This window comes from Chryseobacterium sp. LJ668 (genome assembly GCF_019613955.1).
In the GTDB taxonomy this organism is placed as follows: Bacteria; Bacteroidota; Bacteroidia; order Flavobacteriales; family Weeksellaceae; genus Chryseobacterium.
Map to the genome: position 1 here is coordinate 2277882 of NZ_CP080443.1, position 18607 is coordinate 2296488.

18 protein-coding genes are annotated in these 18607 nt (G+C 34.6%); 7 read left to right on the forward strand and 11 right to left on the reverse strand.

Annotated features, from left to right (window positions below; genetic code table 11):
- Nucleotides 1–4 precede the first annotated feature (4 nt).
- A complete protein-coding gene (gene ppk1, locus K0U91_RS10675; RefSeq protein ID WP_220179613.1) occupies nt 5–2077 on the reverse strand; it encodes a polyphosphate kinase 1 in 2073 nt (690 codons plus the stop codon).
- Nucleotides 2078–2309: 232 nt separating this feature from the next.
- On the opposite strand from ppk1, the gene dnaK reads away from it, so the two are divergent.
- The gene (gene dnaK / locus K0U91_RS10680; RefSeq protein WP_219971369.1) at nt 2310–4205 is read left to right on the forward strand and encodes a molecular chaperone DnaK; all 1896 of its coding nucleotides are present in this window, start codon (nt 2310–2312) and stop codon (nt 4203–4205) included.
- 90 nt (nt 4206–4295) lie between these two features.
- The gene (locus K0U91_RS10685; RefSeq protein ID WP_220179614.1) at nt 4296–4904 is read left to right on the forward strand and encodes a hypothetical protein; all 609 of its coding nucleotides are present in this window, start codon (nt 4296–4298) and stop codon (nt 4902–4904) included.
- Between the two features lie 59 nt (nt 4905–4963).
- On the opposite strand, the gene K0U91_RS10690 is transcribed toward K0U91_RS10685, so the two are convergent.
- A complete protein-coding gene (locus tag K0U91_RS10690) occupies nt 4964–5362 on the reverse strand; it encodes a DUF7674 family protein (protein WP_219971371.1) in 399 nt (132 codons plus the stop codon).
- Nucleotides 5363–5724: 362 nt separating this feature from the next.
- Between K0U91_RS10690 and K0U91_RS10695 the strand changes: the two genes are divergently transcribed.
- The 4 genes from K0U91_RS10695 (at nt 5725) to K0U91_RS10710 (ending at nt 10820) form a co-directional block, all read left to right on the forward strand.
- Entirely contained in the window at nt 5725–6738 is a 1014-nt protein-coding gene (locus tag K0U91_RS10695; protein WP_219971372.1) for a nucleoid-associated protein, read from the forward strand.
- Between the two features lie 233 nt (nt 6739–6971).
- Nucleotides 6972–9179, forward strand: coding sequence for an ATP-binding protein (locus K0U91_RS10700; RefSeq protein WP_220179615.1), 2208 nt, complete (start codon nt 6972–6974; stop codon nt 9177–9179).
- Nucleotides 9180–9187: 8 nt separating this feature from the next.
- Nucleotides 9188–9739, forward strand: a complete 552-nt coding sequence (locus K0U91_RS10705; RefSeq protein ID WP_220179616.1) for a biliverdin-producing heme oxygenase — start codon at nt 9188–9190, stop codon at nt 9737–9739.
- 154 nt (nt 9740–9893) lie between these two features.
- Entirely contained in the window at nt 9894–10820 is a 927-nt protein-coding gene (locus tag K0U91_RS10710; RefSeq protein ID WP_219971376.1) for a malate dehydrogenase, read from the forward strand.
- Between the two features lie 69 nt (nt 10821–10889).
- Here K0U91_RS10710 and K0U91_RS10715 read toward each other — a convergent pair whose 3' ends face one another.
- The 5 genes from K0U91_RS10715 to K0U91_RS10735 form a co-directional block, all read right to left on the reverse strand.
- A complete protein-coding gene (locus K0U91_RS10715; protein ID WP_220179617.1) occupies nt 10890–11279 on the reverse strand; it encodes a RidA family protein in 390 nt (129 codons plus the stop codon).
- A 79-nt stretch (nt 11280–11358) separates the two neighbouring features.
- Nucleotides 11359–11925, reverse strand: coding sequence for a Crp/Fnr family transcriptional regulator (locus tag K0U91_RS10720; protein WP_220179618.1), 567 nt, complete (start codon nt 11923–11925; stop codon nt 11359–11361).
- Between the two features lie 3 nt (nt 11926–11928).
- Nucleotides 11929–12483 carry a hypothetical protein gene (locus K0U91_RS10725; RefSeq protein WP_220179619.1) on the reverse strand — a complete coding sequence of 185 codons (555 nt, stop codon included), beginning with the start codon at nt 12481–12483 and terminating at the stop codon, nt 11929–11931.
- 17 nt (nt 12484–12500) lie between these two features.
- Entirely contained in the window at nt 12501–13865 is a 1365-nt protein-coding gene (locus K0U91_RS10730; protein WP_220179620.1) for a glycine-rich domain-containing protein, read from the reverse strand.
- Between the two features lie 58 nt (nt 13866–13923).
- A complete protein-coding gene (locus tag K0U91_RS10735) occupies nt 13924–14832 on the reverse strand; it encodes an NAD(P)/FAD-dependent oxidoreductase (protein ID WP_220179621.1) in 909 nt (302 codons plus the stop codon).
- A 121-nt stretch (nt 14833–14953) separates the two neighbouring features.
- Here K0U91_RS10735 and K0U91_RS10740 point away from each other — a divergent pair, with 121 nt between their 5' ends.
- Nucleotides 14954–15328 (forward strand): Fur family transcriptional regulator, encoded by a 375-nt coding sequence (locus K0U91_RS10740; RefSeq protein WP_220179622.1) that lies wholly within the window; start codon nt 14954–14956, stop codon nt 15326–15328.
- Nucleotides 15329–15341: 13 nt separating this feature from the next.
- Here K0U91_RS10740 and K0U91_RS10745 read toward each other — a convergent pair whose 3' ends face one another.
- The 4 genes from K0U91_RS10745 to K0U91_RS16270 form a co-directional block, all read right to left on the reverse strand.
- A complete protein-coding gene (locus tag K0U91_RS10745; RefSeq protein ID WP_220179623.1) occupies nt 15342–16412 on the reverse strand; it encodes a hypothetical protein in 1071 nt (356 codons plus the stop codon).
- 72 nt (nt 16413–16484) lie between these two features.
- Nucleotides 16485–17279, reverse strand: coding sequence for a helix-turn-helix transcriptional regulator (locus tag K0U91_RS10750; RefSeq protein WP_220179624.1), 795 nt, complete (start codon nt 17277–17279; stop codon nt 16485–16487).
- A gap of 415 nt (nt 17280–17694) precedes the next feature.
- Complete coding sequence (locus tag K0U91_RS10755; RefSeq protein ID WP_258561862.1) at nt 17695–18369, reverse strand: NAD-dependent epimerase/dehydratase family protein; 675 nt, start codon at nt 18367–18369, stop codon at nt 17695–17697.
- Between the two features lie 5 nt (nt 18370–18374).
- Nucleotides 18375–18518: an NAD-dependent epimerase/dehydratase family protein gene (locus K0U91_RS16270; RefSeq protein WP_258561863.1), complete on the reverse strand. Its 144-nt coding sequence runs from the start codon at nt 18516–18518 to the stop codon at nt 18375–18377.
- Nucleotides 18519–18607 lie beyond the last annotated feature (89 nt).

The following is an 18607-nucleotide window of genomic DNA, read 5'->3' on the forward strand; positions in this document are numbered from 1 at the left end:
GAAGCTATCTTACGGTGGTTTTTGCTTTAAGATATCTGTAAGTTTCTATTTGGGAACGACATTCTTTTTCATCATTGCTGATGTATTCATTGCTCAGTTTTTTGTCTAAAATTCTCGCCTTTACATTATCTCTTAACTGAATAACAATAATGTCTTTGAGCTCTTTTTTTAGGGTTTTATCAGTGATTTTTGCTGCGGCTTCTATTCTGTAATCAAGGTTTCTGTTCATCCAGTCGGCAGATGAAATGTAGATATCCTCTGCACCTTTATTGTAAAAATACATTACTCTTGCATGTTCCAGGTATTCATCTACGATGCTGATGGCCTTTATTTTTTCTTTAAAATCTTTCTGATTAATAGCACAGTAGATTCCTCTCACAATGACTTTGATCACAACACCGGCTTCGGCTGCCTGATACATTTTTGTAATCAAACCGCGGTCGCTGACAGAGTTTGCTTTAATGATCATTTCTGCTTTTCGTCCTGCTTTTGCTTCTTCAATTTCTTTATCAATGTGGTGCACTATTTTTTCACGCATAAACTGTGGGCAAACAAGCAGGTTTTTACAGGTTTTTAAAACAGTAAGATAATCTTCTTTTGGCTTTTTGAGGACAGTGAAGACTTTGTTGATATCTGCCATAACTCCTCTGTCAGAAGTCATTATTAAATGGTCACCGTATATTTTTGCCGTTTTTTCGTTAAAGTTTCCGGTGCTGATGAATCCATATTGCAATGTTTTGTTATGTACCCTTTTTTTAATGACACATAATTTTGCGTGCACTTTTTTATCGGGAATTCCGATTAAGACGGTTATTCCTTCGGGTTCCAGCATTTCTTTCCACATCAGGTTAGATTCTTCGTCAAATCTTGCCTGAAGCTCAAGCATCACAGTCACGTCTTTTCCGTTTCTTGCAGCATAAATCAGGGCGTTAATGATTTTTGAGCTGCTCGCCAGACGGTATGCAGTGATTTGAATTGATTTTACATCAGGGTCCATCGCAGCTTCACGCAACAAATCAATCACCGGCGTATAAGTGTGGTATGGAAAGCTTAATAAAACATCCTGTTTCATAATAACATCGGTCACCCTTTCACCATGTTCAAAAGCGGGATGGGTAAATGAAGTTCTTTCAACAGGTTTTTTATAGTATTCAAATACATCCGGAAAATCCATAAAATGTTTAAAATTGTGAATTTTTCCACCTGGGATAATGCTGTCTTTTTTACTTAAATTTAATTTCCGGATAAGCAGTTCGAGCATCGCTTTGTCCATATCCTTATCAAAAACAAATCTTGTAGGTTTTCCTTTTCGTCTGTTTTTAAGCCCTTTTTCTATTTTTTCTGCAAAATTGGTTTTGATGTCGTTATCGATATCCATTTCTGCATCTTTGGTTACTTTGAATGCATTGGCAGAAAACTCATCATATCCGAAATAAGAAAATATATGCGGAAGATTAAAAGTAATAACGTCTTCCAGAAGCATCACATTCTTTTCTTCCGGATCTTCCGTCGGTAAAAGAACAAATCTTCCCACAAAACGCGACGGAATTTCAATAATCGCATAATTGCTGTGATATAGCCAGTCTTTTTTTCTCATTGCCACACCCAGATACAAGCTTTTGTCTCTGTAGTAGGGCATTGGCGTATTTTCGTGCAGAAGAATGGGGATGACATTCGATTCTACCACTTCATCAAAATATTTTCTTACAAATTCTTTTTGCTTAGCGGTCAGATTTTTTGAAGTTTTGATGAATACTTTCTGCTCTGCCATTTCAACCTGAATTTTTTTCCAGGTTTTATCAAAATCTGCCTGTTGTGTAATTACGATTTCGTTGATTCTTTGAAGAATTTTTGAGGGTGGCTGATAAAAAGATTCGGCAATTACTTTTTCCTTAAAATCCATTGCGCGCTTTAAGCCGGCAACACGCACTCTGAAAAATTCGTCTAAATTATTGGAAAAAATCCCAAGAAATCTGATTCTAAGATGGAGCGGCACATTTTCGTCCATTGCTTCTTGCAAAACCCTTTCATTGAAGGCTAACCAGGTAATATCTCTTGGATTAAAATGTAATGACATACGGATGAGTAAAATTTATCAAAAATAGTAATAATTAACATTCTTTTATTTAAGCTTACATTAATCTTTAATTAATTTTTTAGTCTGTTAACAAGTGTTTGTGACAGTTTTTAATACAGTATAAAAGAATTCAAATCACATGGGTGTGTCAATTTGTCATAAAAATTCTAATGGTACAGATATTGAGAATGTGAGAGTGTAATTAAATTTAAAATTAAAAAATATAAATATTATGAGTAAAATAATTGGAATTGACTTAGGTACTACCAACTCTTGCGTTGCAGTAATGGAAGGTAAAGATGCTGTAGTAATCCCTAATGCAGAAGGAAAAAGAACAACACCTTCTATTGTAGCATTTACAGAAGATGGTGAAAGAAAAGTGGGAGATCCTGCAAAAAGACAGGCAGTAACCAATCCTACAAAAACGGTATATTCTATCAAAAGATTTATCGGAACACACTTTAAAGATGATGCTTCTGAAGTTTCCAGAGTACCTTACGCGGTTGTGAGCGGACCAAACGATACCGTAAAAGTAAAAATAGACGACAGAGAATATACACCACAGGAAATTTCTGCAATGATTCTTCAGAAGATGAAGAAAACTGCTGAAGATTATCTTGGACAAGAAGTAACAAGAGCAGTAATCACTGTTCCTGCTTACTTTAATGATGCTCAGAGACAGGCAACAAAAGAAGCTGGTGAAATCGCAGGCCTTACAGTGGAAAGAATCATCAATGAACCTACAGCAGCAGCTTTGGCTTATGGAATGGATAAATCTCACAAAGATCAGAAAATTGCAGTTTACGATTTAGGTGGTGGTACTTTTGACGTTTCTATCCTTGATTTAGGAGACGGCGTTTTTGAAGTATTGTCTACAAATGGTGATACACACTTAGGAGGTGACGATTTTGATGATGTGATTATCAACTGGATGGCGGATGAATTTAAAGCTGAAGAAGGTGTTGACTTGAAATCTGATGCAATTGCATTACAAAGATTAAAGGAAGCTGCTGAAAAAGCAAAAATCGAATTATCTTCTTCTCCTCAGACTGAAATCAATCTTCCTTATATCACAGCTACAGCTACAGGTCCTAAACACATGGTGAAGACTTTGACTAAAGCTAAATTCGAGCAGTTATCTGCAGACTTAGTAAGACGTTCTATGGAGCCTTGTAAAAAAGCGCTTTCTGATGCAGGTCTTTCGATCTCTGATATTGACGAAGTGATTTTGGTGGGTGGATCTACAAGAATCCCGATCATTCAGGAAGAAGTTGAGAAATTCTTCGGTAAAAAACCATCAAAAGGTGTTAACCCGGATGAGGTTGTAGCCATTGGTGCAGCGATCCAGGGTGGAGTTCTTACAGGAGATGTAAAAGATGTTCTTTTGTTAGACGTTACACCACTTTCTTTAGGTATCGAAACAATGGGTTCTGTTTTCACGAAATTAATTGAAGCAAACACAACCATCCCGACTAAAAAATCTGAAGTTTTCTCTACAGCTTCTGACAACCAGCCGGCTGTAAGTATTAGAGTAGGGCAGGGTGAAAGACCGATGTTTAACGACAACAAAGAGATCGGTAGATTTGACTTGACAGATATTCCACCTGCACAAAGAGGAGTTCCTCAGATCGAAGTAACTTTCGACATTGATGCAAATGGTATATTGAGTGTTTCTGCTAAAGATAAAGGAACAGGAAAAGAGCAGTCAATCAAAATTCAGGCATCTTCAGGTCTTTCTGACGAAGAAATCGAAAGAATGAAAAGAGAAGCTCAGGAAAACTCTGCAGATGATGCGAAGAGAAAAGAAGAAGTTGAAGTTTTCAACAAAGCTGACGGATTGATCTTCCAGACTGAAAAGCAATTGAAAGAATTCGGTGATAAATTGTCTGCTGACAAAAAAGCAGCCATCGAAACAGCTCACACAGAATTGAAAACAGCTTTCGAAGCTAAAAACGGCGACGAAGTAAAAGCTAAAACCGAAGCTCTTGACGCAGCTTGGATGGCAGCTTCAGAGGAAATGTATGCAGCAGGACAGCAAGGTCAGGACGCAAATGCAGGAGCTCAGAATCAAGGAAATGCAAACGGAGCGGAAGATGTTCAGGATGCAGACTTTGAAGAAGTAAAATAAGCAGTTATAAACAACTGATTAAATATGAAATCCCCGAGCGAAAGCGAGGGGATTTTTTTTGTTTACTTTTGTTAATAAATATTCACGCAGATGAAAGTAATTTTGATGGTTTTTCTACTTTCTTTTTTTCAAAAAGACTGTGAGATAAAAATATTGGATAAAATACTCGTAAATGATGTAGTAACCTTTGAATTCACGAATACAGGAACACGAACATTATATCTTTTTTATGGAATAATATATTCTCATTATGAAATTGTAGATGATAATGGAACGGAAGTTCATACTGAGAATTACTCAACATGGGATACAGAAATTCCACAATATAATTTTTCTTATAATTTAATTAAAGAAACTGCTGATCTATACAATCTTGAATTAGAAGATGCGAAAAACTGGCTGACTATTAAAAATAATTATTATCTCTTAAAGCCTGGTGAAAAGAAATATTTGAAATTAAGTTTAGACGAATATAAATATGATAGCTATCGATATATTTTAAAAAACGGAAAAGATTATTATGCCAAAGGTGTCACATCATTTTCATCGTCAATCATTCCTGAAAAAGTTAAGGATTCTTTGAAGCAGCGTGATATAAATATCTATAACAATTTTAAAATAGATTTTAAGATTAAAGTCAATAAGCACAAGTTTTTTAAAAAAGAATGTCAAAAAAGTAAATGTTATTATATTGATTAACTTGTCAATATAAAACGACGGCGCCAAGCTAAAAGCTTGGGCGCTGTCTATTGCAAAATTTAATTCTTCTTAAACATGATCTCATCCAGTCTCGTCTGGTTGAGATAGATCTGCTGAAATTCTATCGGCATATATTCATACAGCGTATTCCATTGTTGAATGTCGGTGTGCTTTTTAAGGCTTCCGAATGATCTGATAAATAAGTTTTCGATAATGTGTTTTACATTGAAAGTTCCGTTTTTGTACAACCATTCCATCATTTTGATGTTTCTGTTAACGATGTTTATTTTAGATTCCTGTAAAAGAACTTTAAGATAATCTACGGTTGACTGAATAATGCCCGGAAAATTGTTTTGTGCAGAAAGCTGCGAAATTTCGTTCTGAATTGATGGATAAAATATTTTTAAATGCTCAATTGCCTGAGTTTCATTAATAGTATCCGCCTCAAAATTCTTCATTGTCAAAATATTTTTTTTAAAACATTCTAAAGTCTATTAAAAGTGTACCAAAATCATCTGAAAATTTTAAAATGATAGAGGTGTTTAATTTTAAAAATAATTTTATAAATTTCAAAAAATCCTTTGTTTATCGGTGGAATAAAGCTTTCGTTATAAAAAGGATTTTTGTAAGTGTTTGATTATTAAATCTATTTGTTTGCGTTAAATTTTAGAAATATGTAGTCAAACCTTTATAATCTGTAATGAAAAAAATGACGCAGCTTTTCAAATAAATAAGTCTTAGTGACGATACTTTTAGAAAATTATTTTTTATGGTTTTTAATCATCAGATTGAATATCTTTGCAGCCACAAAAAATCAAAGATGTTTTCAAAAATTGTAGTGCACAGAGTCGGAAATAAAATTAACGGAGAATCTCTTCTCCTTTCTCAGGAAGAGCTTGAACTGGATGAAGGAACGGTAGAAATGTTGGAGAATTATTTTCTAGGCTCTTTTAAAACCGAAGAAACCTATCAGTTTTATAGTGATTCTTATTTGGTCAACAATCCCGTATTTAGTTCTGTTTCTGAAATTTTTGAAGACAAAGGCAAATTTTTGTGGGAATCTGAAAATTTGGCGAAACATCTTTTTGAAGCAGCAGAAAATCCTCGTGTTCAAGGCGGCGAATTGTTTATTGTTTACTTTGAAGACGATAGGGAAGGTGATGAAAAAGTAGATAAAATAGGAATTTTTAAAACCGAAAAAAGAGAATCTTTCCTGAAGATTTTTCCTAAAAATGAATCATTTGAAATCGATAAGGATCAGGGGATCAGTCTTTCAAAAATAGACAAAGCTGCGCTGATCTACAATAGCAGCAAAGAAAGCGGATACGTACTTTCAGTCGTTGACAACAACAAAAATGGCGACATGTATTATTGGTTCGAAGATTTCCTAAAAGTAAAACAGCGCGATGACGAGTATTTTCATACGCAAGAAGCTTTGATGGTCTACAAAGACTATATTACAAAGCAGCTGCCTCAGGAATTTGAAGTTTCAAAGGCAGATCAGGCAGACTTTTTAAATCAGTCAATCAATTTTTTTAAAGAAAAAGAAGAATTTAAGCTGGATGAGTTTGCTGCCGAAGTTTTGAAAGACGAGCATGTTATCGAAAGTTTTAATAATTTTAAAACTGATTATGAGCAGGAAATGCAGATCAATATATCAGAAGAATTTCCTATTAGTGAAGCAGCGGTAAAGAAAACTCAGAGACATTTTAAGAGTATCATTAAGCTTGATAAGAATTTCCACATTTATATCCATGGAGATCGAAAAATGCTGGAACAGGGCCAGGATGAGAAAGGTAAATATTATATGCTGTATTTTGATAAAGAGGTTTAAAATTATATCTTTAATAATATATGATAATCTGAGAGATCATATCTAAATTATATTAATGTTTATTTTTTTATGAAACATTAATGATTATTATGACAGTTTCCGCATTACCTTGTTAAAATATTATTAACAAAATGTAATTTTTATTAATTATCATTACAAATAACTTATCAGATACCACAAAGTTACTTTTCGATACCAAAAATAGCTAACTTTGATTTCTTTAAGTGTTATTTATGAATTTTGTTGAATGTCATGATGAGCCCATCCACGTACCGGGCTATATACAAAGTTTTGGTTATCTGATTGGCATCAACGCAGTATCTCATTCCATCACTTTCTTCAGTGAGAATATCAAAGAGCTTTTTCAAATTGGAAATTCCGATATTTTATTCGGAAAGAAAATCAGTGATTTTCCGGAGCTTTTTCAAAATGTAATGACTTCAGATATTTTCGAATCTCTGGAAAATCTTACCCGTAGAGATAACGAGACGTATTTCGACAAGATTTCGATCAACGGAAAAATATATCACTTTTCTGTTTTCCGGAGTCAGGATCAGATTTTTCTTGAGTTTGAGGCACTTTTAGAAAATCCATATAAAAGAATCACCAACAAATACGATAACTTCTACATCAACGATAATGATCAGGAAATCTGGGATCAGCTTCTGGGTACACTCTTTAATATTATCAACTATGACCGTGTCATGGTGTACAAATTTATGGAGGACGGTTCCGGAAAGGTGATTGCAGAAAAAACAAATGACAGTTTAGAAAGTTATCTTGGGCTTCACTATCCCGAATCTGATATTCCGAGACAGGCACGCGAACTGTATAAAAAGAAAAGAAAAAGAATCTTCAGCAATGTTTTCTCAGAACCGGTTAAGCTTCTCAGCAAAACTTTTGATACCATTGATCTCACCTATTCATCGGTACGAGCAATGTCGCCAATTCACGGTCAGTATCTCAAAAATTCCGGAGCAGCTTCAAGTTTTAGTGTCTCTATTATTATAGATGACCAACTTTGGGGTCTGGTTACTTGTCAGAATTCTGTCCCCAAACATATTGATCTGGAAGATCGTGTACAGGCAGGTATTTTTACTGTTTTAGCATCTAATGCATATTCATCCTTCAAATCAAAAAGAGAGCTTGAATATCGTTTAGATTTAAATTCTAAAGCCTCACAGCTGAAATCAGAGTTTTTAAAACACAATACCTTATTTGAATCTCTGGTTGAAAACAAATCTGCAATCAAAAATCTGCCCGAAGCGGATGGTTTAGCCGTAATTTCAGAAAATTATGTGGTAACAGACGGTATTACTCCTCAACGTGATATTATTCATAGAATTGTAGATTGGGCTTATGAAAATACGGAAGAGACCCTTTTTATAAGCCGTAGCTTTCTTAAAGATTTCGGTGATGAATTGGGTCTTGACGAAACCGCTGGCGGAGTGGTTATTTACTTTGTTGAAAAAAGTAAAAACGAATTGCTGATCTGGTTCAGAAGAGAATTTGATGACCATATCAACTGGGCAGGAAAACCGGAAAAGAAGATTGGTATCTTTTCAAAAAATGGCGAAGAAAAAAATATCTTCTCACCACGAACTTCTTTTGAGGTATTTAAAGAAAATATTAAAGGGAATTCCAGAAGATGGAGCAGCAGAAACGAAATCGCCATACAGTCTATCCGCGATGTGATTTTGGAAACTTCTCACAGGCAATATGTGACTATTAAGAAACTGAATGAGCAACTAAAAAAAGTAAATGAAGAGCTAGACAGTTTTTCATATACCATTTCGCATGATTTGGGAACTCCATTAACGGTGATGAAACTGAATGCTCAGATGTTGCTGAAAAGCCTTTCTGATACTTCTGATAAAAACAAACATAAAATCAGCTCTATCATTAATGAGATCGACAATATGGCTGAAATGATGAATGATGTCCTACAGCTAAGCCGTGCAAAACACAGTGAAATTGAGCTTGAAAATTTAGAAACGCAACAAACGATTCAGAAAATTTCAGAAAATGCCAAACTGACTTTTGACAGTCCGAATAGTGAAGTGATAATTAAAAACTGCCCAACTGTATTGGCAGATAAGACCATGCTGCATCAGGTTTTTTTAAATATCATCAATAACGCTATAAAATATTCTTCTAAACAGGATCACCCAAAAGTTGAAATTGAAGGCAGAGAAGAAGAAGACCAGATTATCTATAGAATCACCGACAATGGTATCGGAATCCCGGAGGAGGAGAAGCATAGAATGTTTAAAATCTTTAACAGGATGAACAACGCAAGAAAATTTAAAGGAAACGGAATCGGTCTTTCCATCGTACACAGGATTATGAACAGAATTGGCGGAAATGTAGACTATGAAAGCACTGATGCAGGCACATGTTTTATTTTAACATTTCAAAAGCCTAAATTTGTGAAACCTTAAATCTAAAAATGGTATCCGATTATCTAAAACAAAATACAGCCGAATTTCATGATGCAGCTGAAAAGCTGTTGAGCGCTGACAAAATTTTTAATAAAACTTTTACTTTAGAAGATTACAAAAAAATCATCAATACCAATTATCTGATGCTGCTTCACAGTGAAGAAAAAATATTCAGGATGCTTTCTGAAAATTTTTCTGAGAAACTTTATTTAAACAAAAGAATAAAACTTCCGTTGATAGAAAAAGATCTCGTAAGCTTAGCATTAGAAAGTCAAATGGCAACTCGTAATCTTGAATTTGCAAATGAGTATGAAGCATTGGGGGCAATGTATGTAATCGAAGGTTCTACTTTAGGTGGAAATGTGATTGCCAAACAGCTTTCTAAAACCAAAGGTTTTGATGAGGTGACGTTCAACTTCTTCGGATGTTATCAGGAAAGTACAGGACCGATGTGGAAGAATTTTAAAGAAGTTTTAGATGCTGAAGTGGCTGAAGAAAACTACGAGGAAGCATTGTCCGGAGCTAAAAAATTATATATGTTTTTATTAAACGTTAATTAATTTCCTTAAATAATAATTAAAATTCCTGAAAGATTGCCCAATTTTTCGGGAATTTGTACATTTGGGAAGCAAAAATTTAAACTAAGAATAAAGAGTAAAATTATGAAACTATAAAGTTCCATAATACCAATAAAAAACAATAAATAAAAATATTATGAAAGTAACTGTAGTAGGTGCAGGCGCAGTAGGAGCAAGTTGTGCAGAATACATCGCCATGAAAGACTTCTGTTCAGAAGTAGTTTTAGTAGATATCAAAGAAGGTTTTGCTGAAGGAAAAGCGATGGATTTGATGCAGACTGCATCTTTGAACGGATTTGATACAAAAATTACCGGAACAACAGGAGATTATGGCAAAACAGCAGGTTCTCACGTAGCGGTTATCACTTCAGGTATCCCTAGAAAACCGGGAATGACAAGAGAAGAGCTAATCGGTATCAACGCAGGAATCGTAAAAGAAGTTACTGAAAACTTAGTAAAAAATTCTCCTGAAGTAATCATCATCGTGGTTGCTAACCCAATGGATACGATGACTTATCTTGTACACAAAACTTCAGGTCTTCCTAAGCACAAAATCATCGGTATGGGAGGTGCTTTAGACTCTGCAAGATTCAAATACAGATTGGCAGAAGCTTTAGAAGCTCCGATCTCAGACGTAGACGGAATGGTAATCGCAGCTCACAGTGATACCGGGATGCTTCCATTATTGAGCAAAGCAACAAGAAACGGAGTTCCTGTAACTGAGTTCCTTGATGATGCAAAACAAAAATATGTAATCGAAGAAACGAAAGTAGGTGGTGCTACTTTAACTAAATTGTTGGGTACTTCAGCTTGGTACGCGCCGGGTGCAGCTGTTTCTGTAATGGTTCAGGCAATTGCTTGCGACCAGAAGAAAATGATCCCTTGTTCATTAATGCTTGACGGAGAATATGGCGAAAGCGATATCTGCTTAGGTGTTCCTGCTATCATCGGTAAAAATGGTGTTGAAAGCATCGTCAATATTTCTTTAACTGAAGAAGAGAAAGCTAAATTTGCTGAAGCTGCACAGGCAGTAAGAGATGTGAATGGTGATTTAAAGTTTTAATTATTGAAATTATATAAATGAAAACCGCATCGTGAGATGCGGTTTTTTATGTTTAAAATCTTTATAAAATTACTTTACCACCGTTGCTTCCATTTCTACTTTTAATGTTTCAAACAATGTCTTCACTTCGATTACATTACTCGCCTGCTGAACACCCAGCTTCGTAAGCCAGTCTTTCCAAATGTCAAAATTTTCGAAAAATGCCGGATGGTCTGTTGTATAAACATTCAGACGAACAATATTTTTTACTTCAAAACCAGCCTGCAGAATAACCTTCTCCAGGTTTTCAAAAGTCTTGATGATCTGCGTTCTCATATCATCGTTGCTAGTAATTCCGTTATCGTCGATCGCGGTTTGTCCGGAAACATAAAGCGTGCTCTGCACATTTTTTACTTCGACAGCCTGCGCATAATTTCTGTCGTCCTGCCAAGTCCAGGGATTGATGATTCTTTTTTCCATGTTGAATATATTTTAAATTAATTAACGGAACAAAGTTCGGCAGACGAAAAGATTATAGCGTGTGATGTGTGTCACAACTTTATTTTGATTCAAGACGGCTTAGAGTTTCCCGGGAAACACCTAAATACAATGCTAAAACTGTTTTGGGAATCCGTTGAATTAAGGATGGATAGAATTTAATGAATTGTTCGTACCGTTCTTTTGCATTCATGGTCATCAGTGAAAGTATTCTTCTTTGGCTGGAAATATGTCCGCCCACTGCTTTTTTCAGGAAGAAATCAGTCATTTTCGGGACATCATTCAGAAGATGGTAATATCCCTCCAGTGAAAGTTTTAGAACTATTGTATCTTCAAGACATTGTAATGACTGAGTGGCTTTTGTCTGTGTATAAAATGCAGCATAATCACTTTCCCACCAATCTTCCATTGAGAATGAAATGATATGTTCTTTAGCTTCATTATCTGTATAAAAAAGCTTTAATAGCCCGGAAACGATAAAATAAACATGGTTGACCTGATCATTTTCATTGATGATCATTTCACGCTTTTTGAAATGTTCTTCTGAGAAAAAAGAATAGGCTTTCTCCATCTCGATTTCAGAAAGATCAATAGTTTTCTGAATATGGTTTTTAAGAATCTGATTCATATTTTAACCTTCAAAATCACCACAATCGTGCTCTTCAAATTTATTGATCAAATTTTCCGGAGTATAGAATTGTGAAATCCTTTTATTTTTAAAGTCAGGTTGCTTGCCTTCAATTTTTAACTGATAAACAGGCTCTTTTTCAACTTTTGTGAAGATAAATGTAGTTTCGGCGGTGGCTATTTTCAGAATATTTCCGGAATTTTCGTAATTAAACTTTTTAAATCTTTCAAAATCATTTTCATCACAGACATTGACAATATCAAAATTTTTCTCATTGATTTTAATAACCGCGAGGTCACAAGAGTAACAGTTTCCGCTGAATTCTATACCGTACTTTTTTAAAACATCCGTGCTCTTAGAATCTTTCAGTTCAACAGGTACAAGTCTACTGTATTGAGATAAATCAATATCCTGAGCTCGTTTTTCGGCCTTACCAGCTTTAGAAGAAGATGTTATTTCTGCAGCAGTTTGCTGTTTTCCGTTTTCTTTATTTTCAGGTTTGCATGATGAGATCCACAATGATAAAATAATCATATAAAAAAGTCGTGTAGTTTTCATATATATTTTAATTTAAATTAATCTCCACCACAACCTCCGCAGCTGCTGCAAGAGCTGCCTCCGCAAGATGAATCAGATGATGATGAGGTTCCGCAATTTCCACCGGAGCTGTCAGGTGTAGGTCTGTTCGTCAGTGAAACAAAAGAAGTTGTAAAAATTGCCGTGCCCAACAAAAAATAGTTCCATTGCCAATCATTTTCGGTATTTCTTTTTGATAAAATTTCTTTTGTGTAAGCACCAGGTAAAACTTTTGAGCTGAATACATTGGTAAGCCGAAACAGGTAGCCAATCATCAGAAATAGTAAGACGATCACTGCTAAAGTGATCTGCACAACAGGTTTTTCACGTAAAACTCCGGTTACAATTCTTAGCAATCCGAACATTATTAATATAAGAAAAAGTGTAAAATTTAAAACAAACAGATGAGAGAAAATCTTTGATCTGTTAAAATATTTTTTAACTTCATCCATCGATCTCACGATATTTGAAAATACGGGTTTTGGGATGAGTTGATTTAAAAAATTAGAATACGAACTTTTCCCAAGATCTTCTAAGGAAGCTATAATTTGTCTGTCTTCACGAGATTTAATAAAGGTTAGATCATTTACACTGATTGTTTTATCGGCATTTATTTTTATCGAACCATTGTCAATCAATTCATTTACGCTTCCGTTGATGACGGAAGAAATATTCATGTTTTTAAGATAAATCAATTCAAAAGGCTGAAGATCAAAAATGATACAATTTTTATCAAATAAATGTATGGTTTGTTCAAATTTTCTCCGGTTATACCATTCCAATCCTGCAAAAAGAATGACGATTAATCCTAAATAAAAGATCATAAAGTCCGGGTTTTTAGTATTCAAATATAAAGGTTTCAATAAAAAATAGAGCGGGATTGTGAGAACAATAAATGTTACCATCCCGATGATCAGTGTGGTTTGCAATTCAAAGTTTGATTTATCTAAATGAAGACTTTCGTAGGGATTTGAATAATTCCAGATAATATCATGCTGTTTTCCAAAGTGAGTTTCATACAATTTGACTGTACGTTCTTTGGCATCTTTAAATTTTGTAAAATCTTTTTTATTGTGTGTAGAAGGGATATGCTGAATTTGTTTTCCTAAGATCTGGCAAAATTCGTGATAAGATTTGGTGAAAATAAGATGCTGATGCCAAACCGTATCTACAATTTCTGACGGCGAAACCATCATATCTGAAACTGCAGCCAGATACATAAATTTTTTGTATTCTAAAACTGCCTGTTTTGTGAAATTTTGCGTCCAGTAGTTTTCGTGGGCCAACCTGAGGCTGAAATCATAATCGCTTGGAGGTTGATCGAGATCATACTCTTCAATTTTTTTCCATAGATTTTTATTCATCTTGAATTCGAATATTGAACTTAAAGATAACAAAATTTAGCCCTGTAATGTAAACAAATTAAAAACAATCTGTTACCAATTCCATATTCACCATTGCTCCCGCCACATTTCCTGTCATTACCGCATTCGAAATAGAGCGCATCATCGAAGAATTATCGCCGCACACGAAAAGTCCCGCAACATTAGTTTTCTGAAACTGATCAGTTTTAATATGACCAAAATCTGTCAATTCACAACCCAGCTTTTCCGGAATGTCGGAATGCTGATGAAAAGGAAACGCACCGTACACTGCTTCAAAATTGATTTCTTTTCCATTATCAAACATCAGACTATTTACAAAACCATTTGTGTGTTTTAATTCTGTAATCTCAGTTTCTATAATTTCGATGTGATTATTTTTAAGTTTTTCTAGCTGTTCGTCAGTGAATTTTGATTTCTCCTGAGTCAGAATCGTCACATCTTGCGTTAAATTTTTAACGAGAGAAGAAATATGTATCGCTTTATCTCCGGTAGCAATAATTCCCGTTTTCTTACCCTTGTATTCGTAACCGTGACAATACGGACAGTGAACCAATGATATTCCCCAAGATTCTTTAAATCCTTTTATATCCGGGATTTCATCTATAATTCCTGTGGCAATAATCAGTTTTTTTGAGTTAAATTTTTCTCCGTTTTCGGTTGTGATCTCGAATCCAAAATCTGTATTTTGAGCTGAAACAGCTTTTCCGTTGTAAAACTTAATCGTTTCATATTCTCTAACCTGATTTTTCGCCAAAGTTGAAATTTTAGAAGGCGAACTACCGTCCTGTGTCAGAAAATTATGAGAATGCGGAGTTTGAATATTACAAGGCTTTCCGCTGTCGATGACCAAAGTTTTTCTCAAAGATCTTCCTAAAGACATTGCCGCAGAAAGTCCGGCATAACTCCCGCCAATAATGATGACGTCAAATTGCTTAGTTTCACTCATATTTTAATTTTTGAGGTTAGAAATTTAATTAAAATGAATTGTATCAAATCAAATTTTCATTGAATTACTTGCCAAAGTTAATACAATTTTCTATTATTGCAACATGATCGCATTAATAAAAATGAAAAGAAGAAATACACCCGCAAAAGACGCCATACTATCATTGCTTACCGATACTGGAAAAGCAATGAGTCAGGACGCAATCGAAAAAAAGATGGATATGAATATGGATCGGGCAACAATTTATCGTGTGCTTAACCGCTTTTGCGAGGACGGAATTCTCCACCGTATTGTTGCCGAAGACGGGAAGCAGTATTTCGCAGTCTGTGTGAAATGTGATGAAAAGATACTGGCAGATCATCATTTCCACTTCAGATGTACTCTTTGTAAGACAATAGAATGTCTGCAGGTTCCTGTGCAGTTTTCTTTACCGAAAGGTTATCAGGTAGAAAGAGTAAACTGTGTTTTGACGGGAGTTTGTAAAGATTGTGCGTAGTACTTTATTTGGTTTATTTAATTTGATCTGAAATAAAAACATTTTTCTTATCAATTTGAATCGAATTTTCATCCCTTGTATACCATTCAACAAACTGATTATATTCTGTTTCATGTTTTTCTAGCCAACTTTCAAAAGCTTTGCTGTCTCCCATTTGAAAAATATAATGATTGTAAGCATTCAAAACATTATTGTCCTGCATTTTTTTGAAATAACTTAGCAAAACATTCGGATAGTTTTGATAATCACCATTAAAATATTCTTTAACAAATAGATTACGTATGGAAGAAAGATTATCTAAGCTAAATTCATTCTGATCCATCATAGCAATAATAAAATTTTTCCCAAAGATGACGCAGAAAGGGAGTTTGTTTGTCTTGTCAAATTTTTCTATGTCAATAACCGCCTTGCAGAATTCTATTTTTTTAGTCTCCTTTGATTCGAAAATTATTGATTTTTTGTAGATTTCATATAGTAGTTCGCTGATCTCTTTCGTTCTTGCAGTTGTCCTTTCAAGATTGACAAAAATTTCACCATAAATAAGTCCTGATAATCTGTCATTAGAGTTCATATACATTTTTGCAACTCTGAAATAATTTGACGGATAATCTGGCTGTACAGAAATTCCTTTTTCATAAGTTTTTACAGCCTCAGCATATTTTTTTTCAAATTCAAACACAACGCCTTTTTCCAAGTACAGCTTCCCGGAATTCGGAAATTTTTTTAATCCGTCATCATAAGTTTTGATGGCCTGTTCAGGATTATTTAAGTAGTCAAAATTATTTCCAAGTAAAGCAAAATAACTGTCATGAATATTTTCGTAATTTTTAATTTTTTCTAATTGTGAGACCGCATTTTTATAATCCCCTTTATAAGTGTAAGCGAGAGCAATTTCATATGGATATGTAATGTCTTTAGAATCTATTTTCTCGCACTCTTTGAGTATAGCAATTCCTTCGTCATATTTTTTTGCATCAACAAGTTTTATGGCGTCATAAATTTTCTCACATTTAAAAGTTTTTTTCTGTGCAAAAATCATTATAGACAAGTACAGAAATGCTGTGATATATAATTTAAGTTTCATAAATAAAATCAGATTATTTGTTTTTAGTAAATATCTGAAATTTTAAATAAAGCAGCACTAAAACAAATAATATTAAACTTTTAGTTTACCAACTTCTGAAGGCGCAATTCCAAATTCTTTCTTAAAAACAAAAGAAAAATGAGAAAGATCTTCAAAGCCAAGATCCATATAAATGTCAGTCGGTTTTTGATGCTCTTTATCCAAAAGAAAATACGCTTCCTGAAGACGTTTATTCAAAAGCCATTTTCCGGGAGTGGTATTGAAAATTGATTTGAATTCCCTTTTAAAAGTCGATAAACTTCGTCCCGTCATGTAAGCAAAACGTTCCAAACTGATGTTGAATTTAAAATGATGATTCATAAACAGTTCCAGATCAATTTTATGCGGCACATTAAAATTGAAAAAAATATCTTTCAGATCAGGATTGTTTTTCAGTAAAATCATGAGAAGTTCTTCGCGCTTAATGTCAACAAACTGACCATCCAATTGTTCAGTCCCATTGTAATACGGTTCTAAAGATTGGATGTAATTCTTGATCAGTTTATTTTCATTGATGAACAGAAAAGAATCATCATTGTCCGTCGGTTTGGCCTGATAAGAATGTCGCTCCAGAAATTTCTTTAAAAAAGGTTCATCAAAAGCGATAATGATTTTTTCAAAATCTCCATCTTCCTTATATTTTGTATATCGTACAAGATGATTTTTCCTTGCAATACAATAATCACCGGGTTTCAAAGTGTAGTGTCTGTAGCCATCGTACGCAACCATGGAGCCTTTCAGCAGAAACAAAAAGAAATGCTCCGGGATAAACTGTTCCGGTGAAATTTCGGGTCCTAAATGACAGGATTGTATATTATTAAATTTCATTTTTTTTCTAATTAATTTCTTTTGTCTTGAAATCGAAGATTTGACGAAGTCAAACTTCCGCTAAAAATGATTTTTTTTCTCTAAAAATTCTAAAACTTGTGCGGATTAATCTTTTTTCTTCGTTTATTAATTTGCCCCGTGCTTCAAACAGTAGGATTTCTTAACGTTCACAGAATTCGTTTTCTTAACGCTCAATTTTCCTATATACTTTTATATTTGTTTAAGTTTAGCTGTTGGTTTTATAATGATTTGTTTAACAAATTTATTGATTTCCCATCAAACTGTCTGCACTTGCCAACAAAGCTTCTTCACGGCTTCTGGGATTCCAGCTGAGGACGGTTTCTGCTTTTTCGTTGGACATCTCTTTGTAGAATTCTTTGCCGATGGGTTGCAACTCTTTTACATCTGAAATATACTACGGTCTTTCTTTTTTGAATAATTCGGCAACATCATAAAAACTCATCACACCATCCGAAGTAGCAATAAAACGTTCTCCTGGAGCTGCGGGATGAAGCATCGCCTTTATATGAATATCCGCAACATCTCTTACGTCAACAACACCCATTGTAAAAGGTGGGGTTTTATCCATTGATCCGTTGAGAATCCCTGAAATAGCAATATCTAAGGAAGCGGAAGTAATTCCACCGATAACAGGACCGAAAATTCCGACCGGATTGATGACGGAAAGTTCAAGTCCGTTTCCTTCTTTTTCCATAAATTCCCAGGCAGATTTTTCAGCGACAGTTTTTGATTTGATATATGCCGGAAGCGGAGCATTAAGGTCTGTCCAGTCTTTTTCTGTGAAAATATGATCTTTTGCATCAATACTATAACCGACTGCCGCAAAAGAGGAGGTTAGAACCACTCTTTTTACACCTTCATCACGCGACGCTTTCAAGACCCGCAAAGCTCCGTCTCTTGCGGGAACAATAAGTTCATTTTCATCCTTCGGATCGTCCGCAGGAAAGGGCGATGCAACATGGAGAACATAATCGCAACCTTTTACGGCTTCGTCCCAATTTTTGTCGGTTGTAAGATCTGCTTCAATCAAGGCGAGGTGAGAAAAATCTGTAATTCCGCCTTCCTTCAATGCTTTTAGAATACTGTTTTTTTCGCTAATGAACGAAGTGTTGTTTTCACATGATACCCTTGCTGCAGTAATTGCAGAATAGTGTGAATTCCCAAAAATCCTGTACCTCCCGTTACTAAAACTGTTTTCTTTGTCTGGATATTTTTCATTTTGTTTAAATTTTATTGGACAAAGTTGGGGTTTATTTTAAGTTTATTTTTTGTTGTGGAGTTCAAATTTTGTTTGTTGTAGGGTTCAA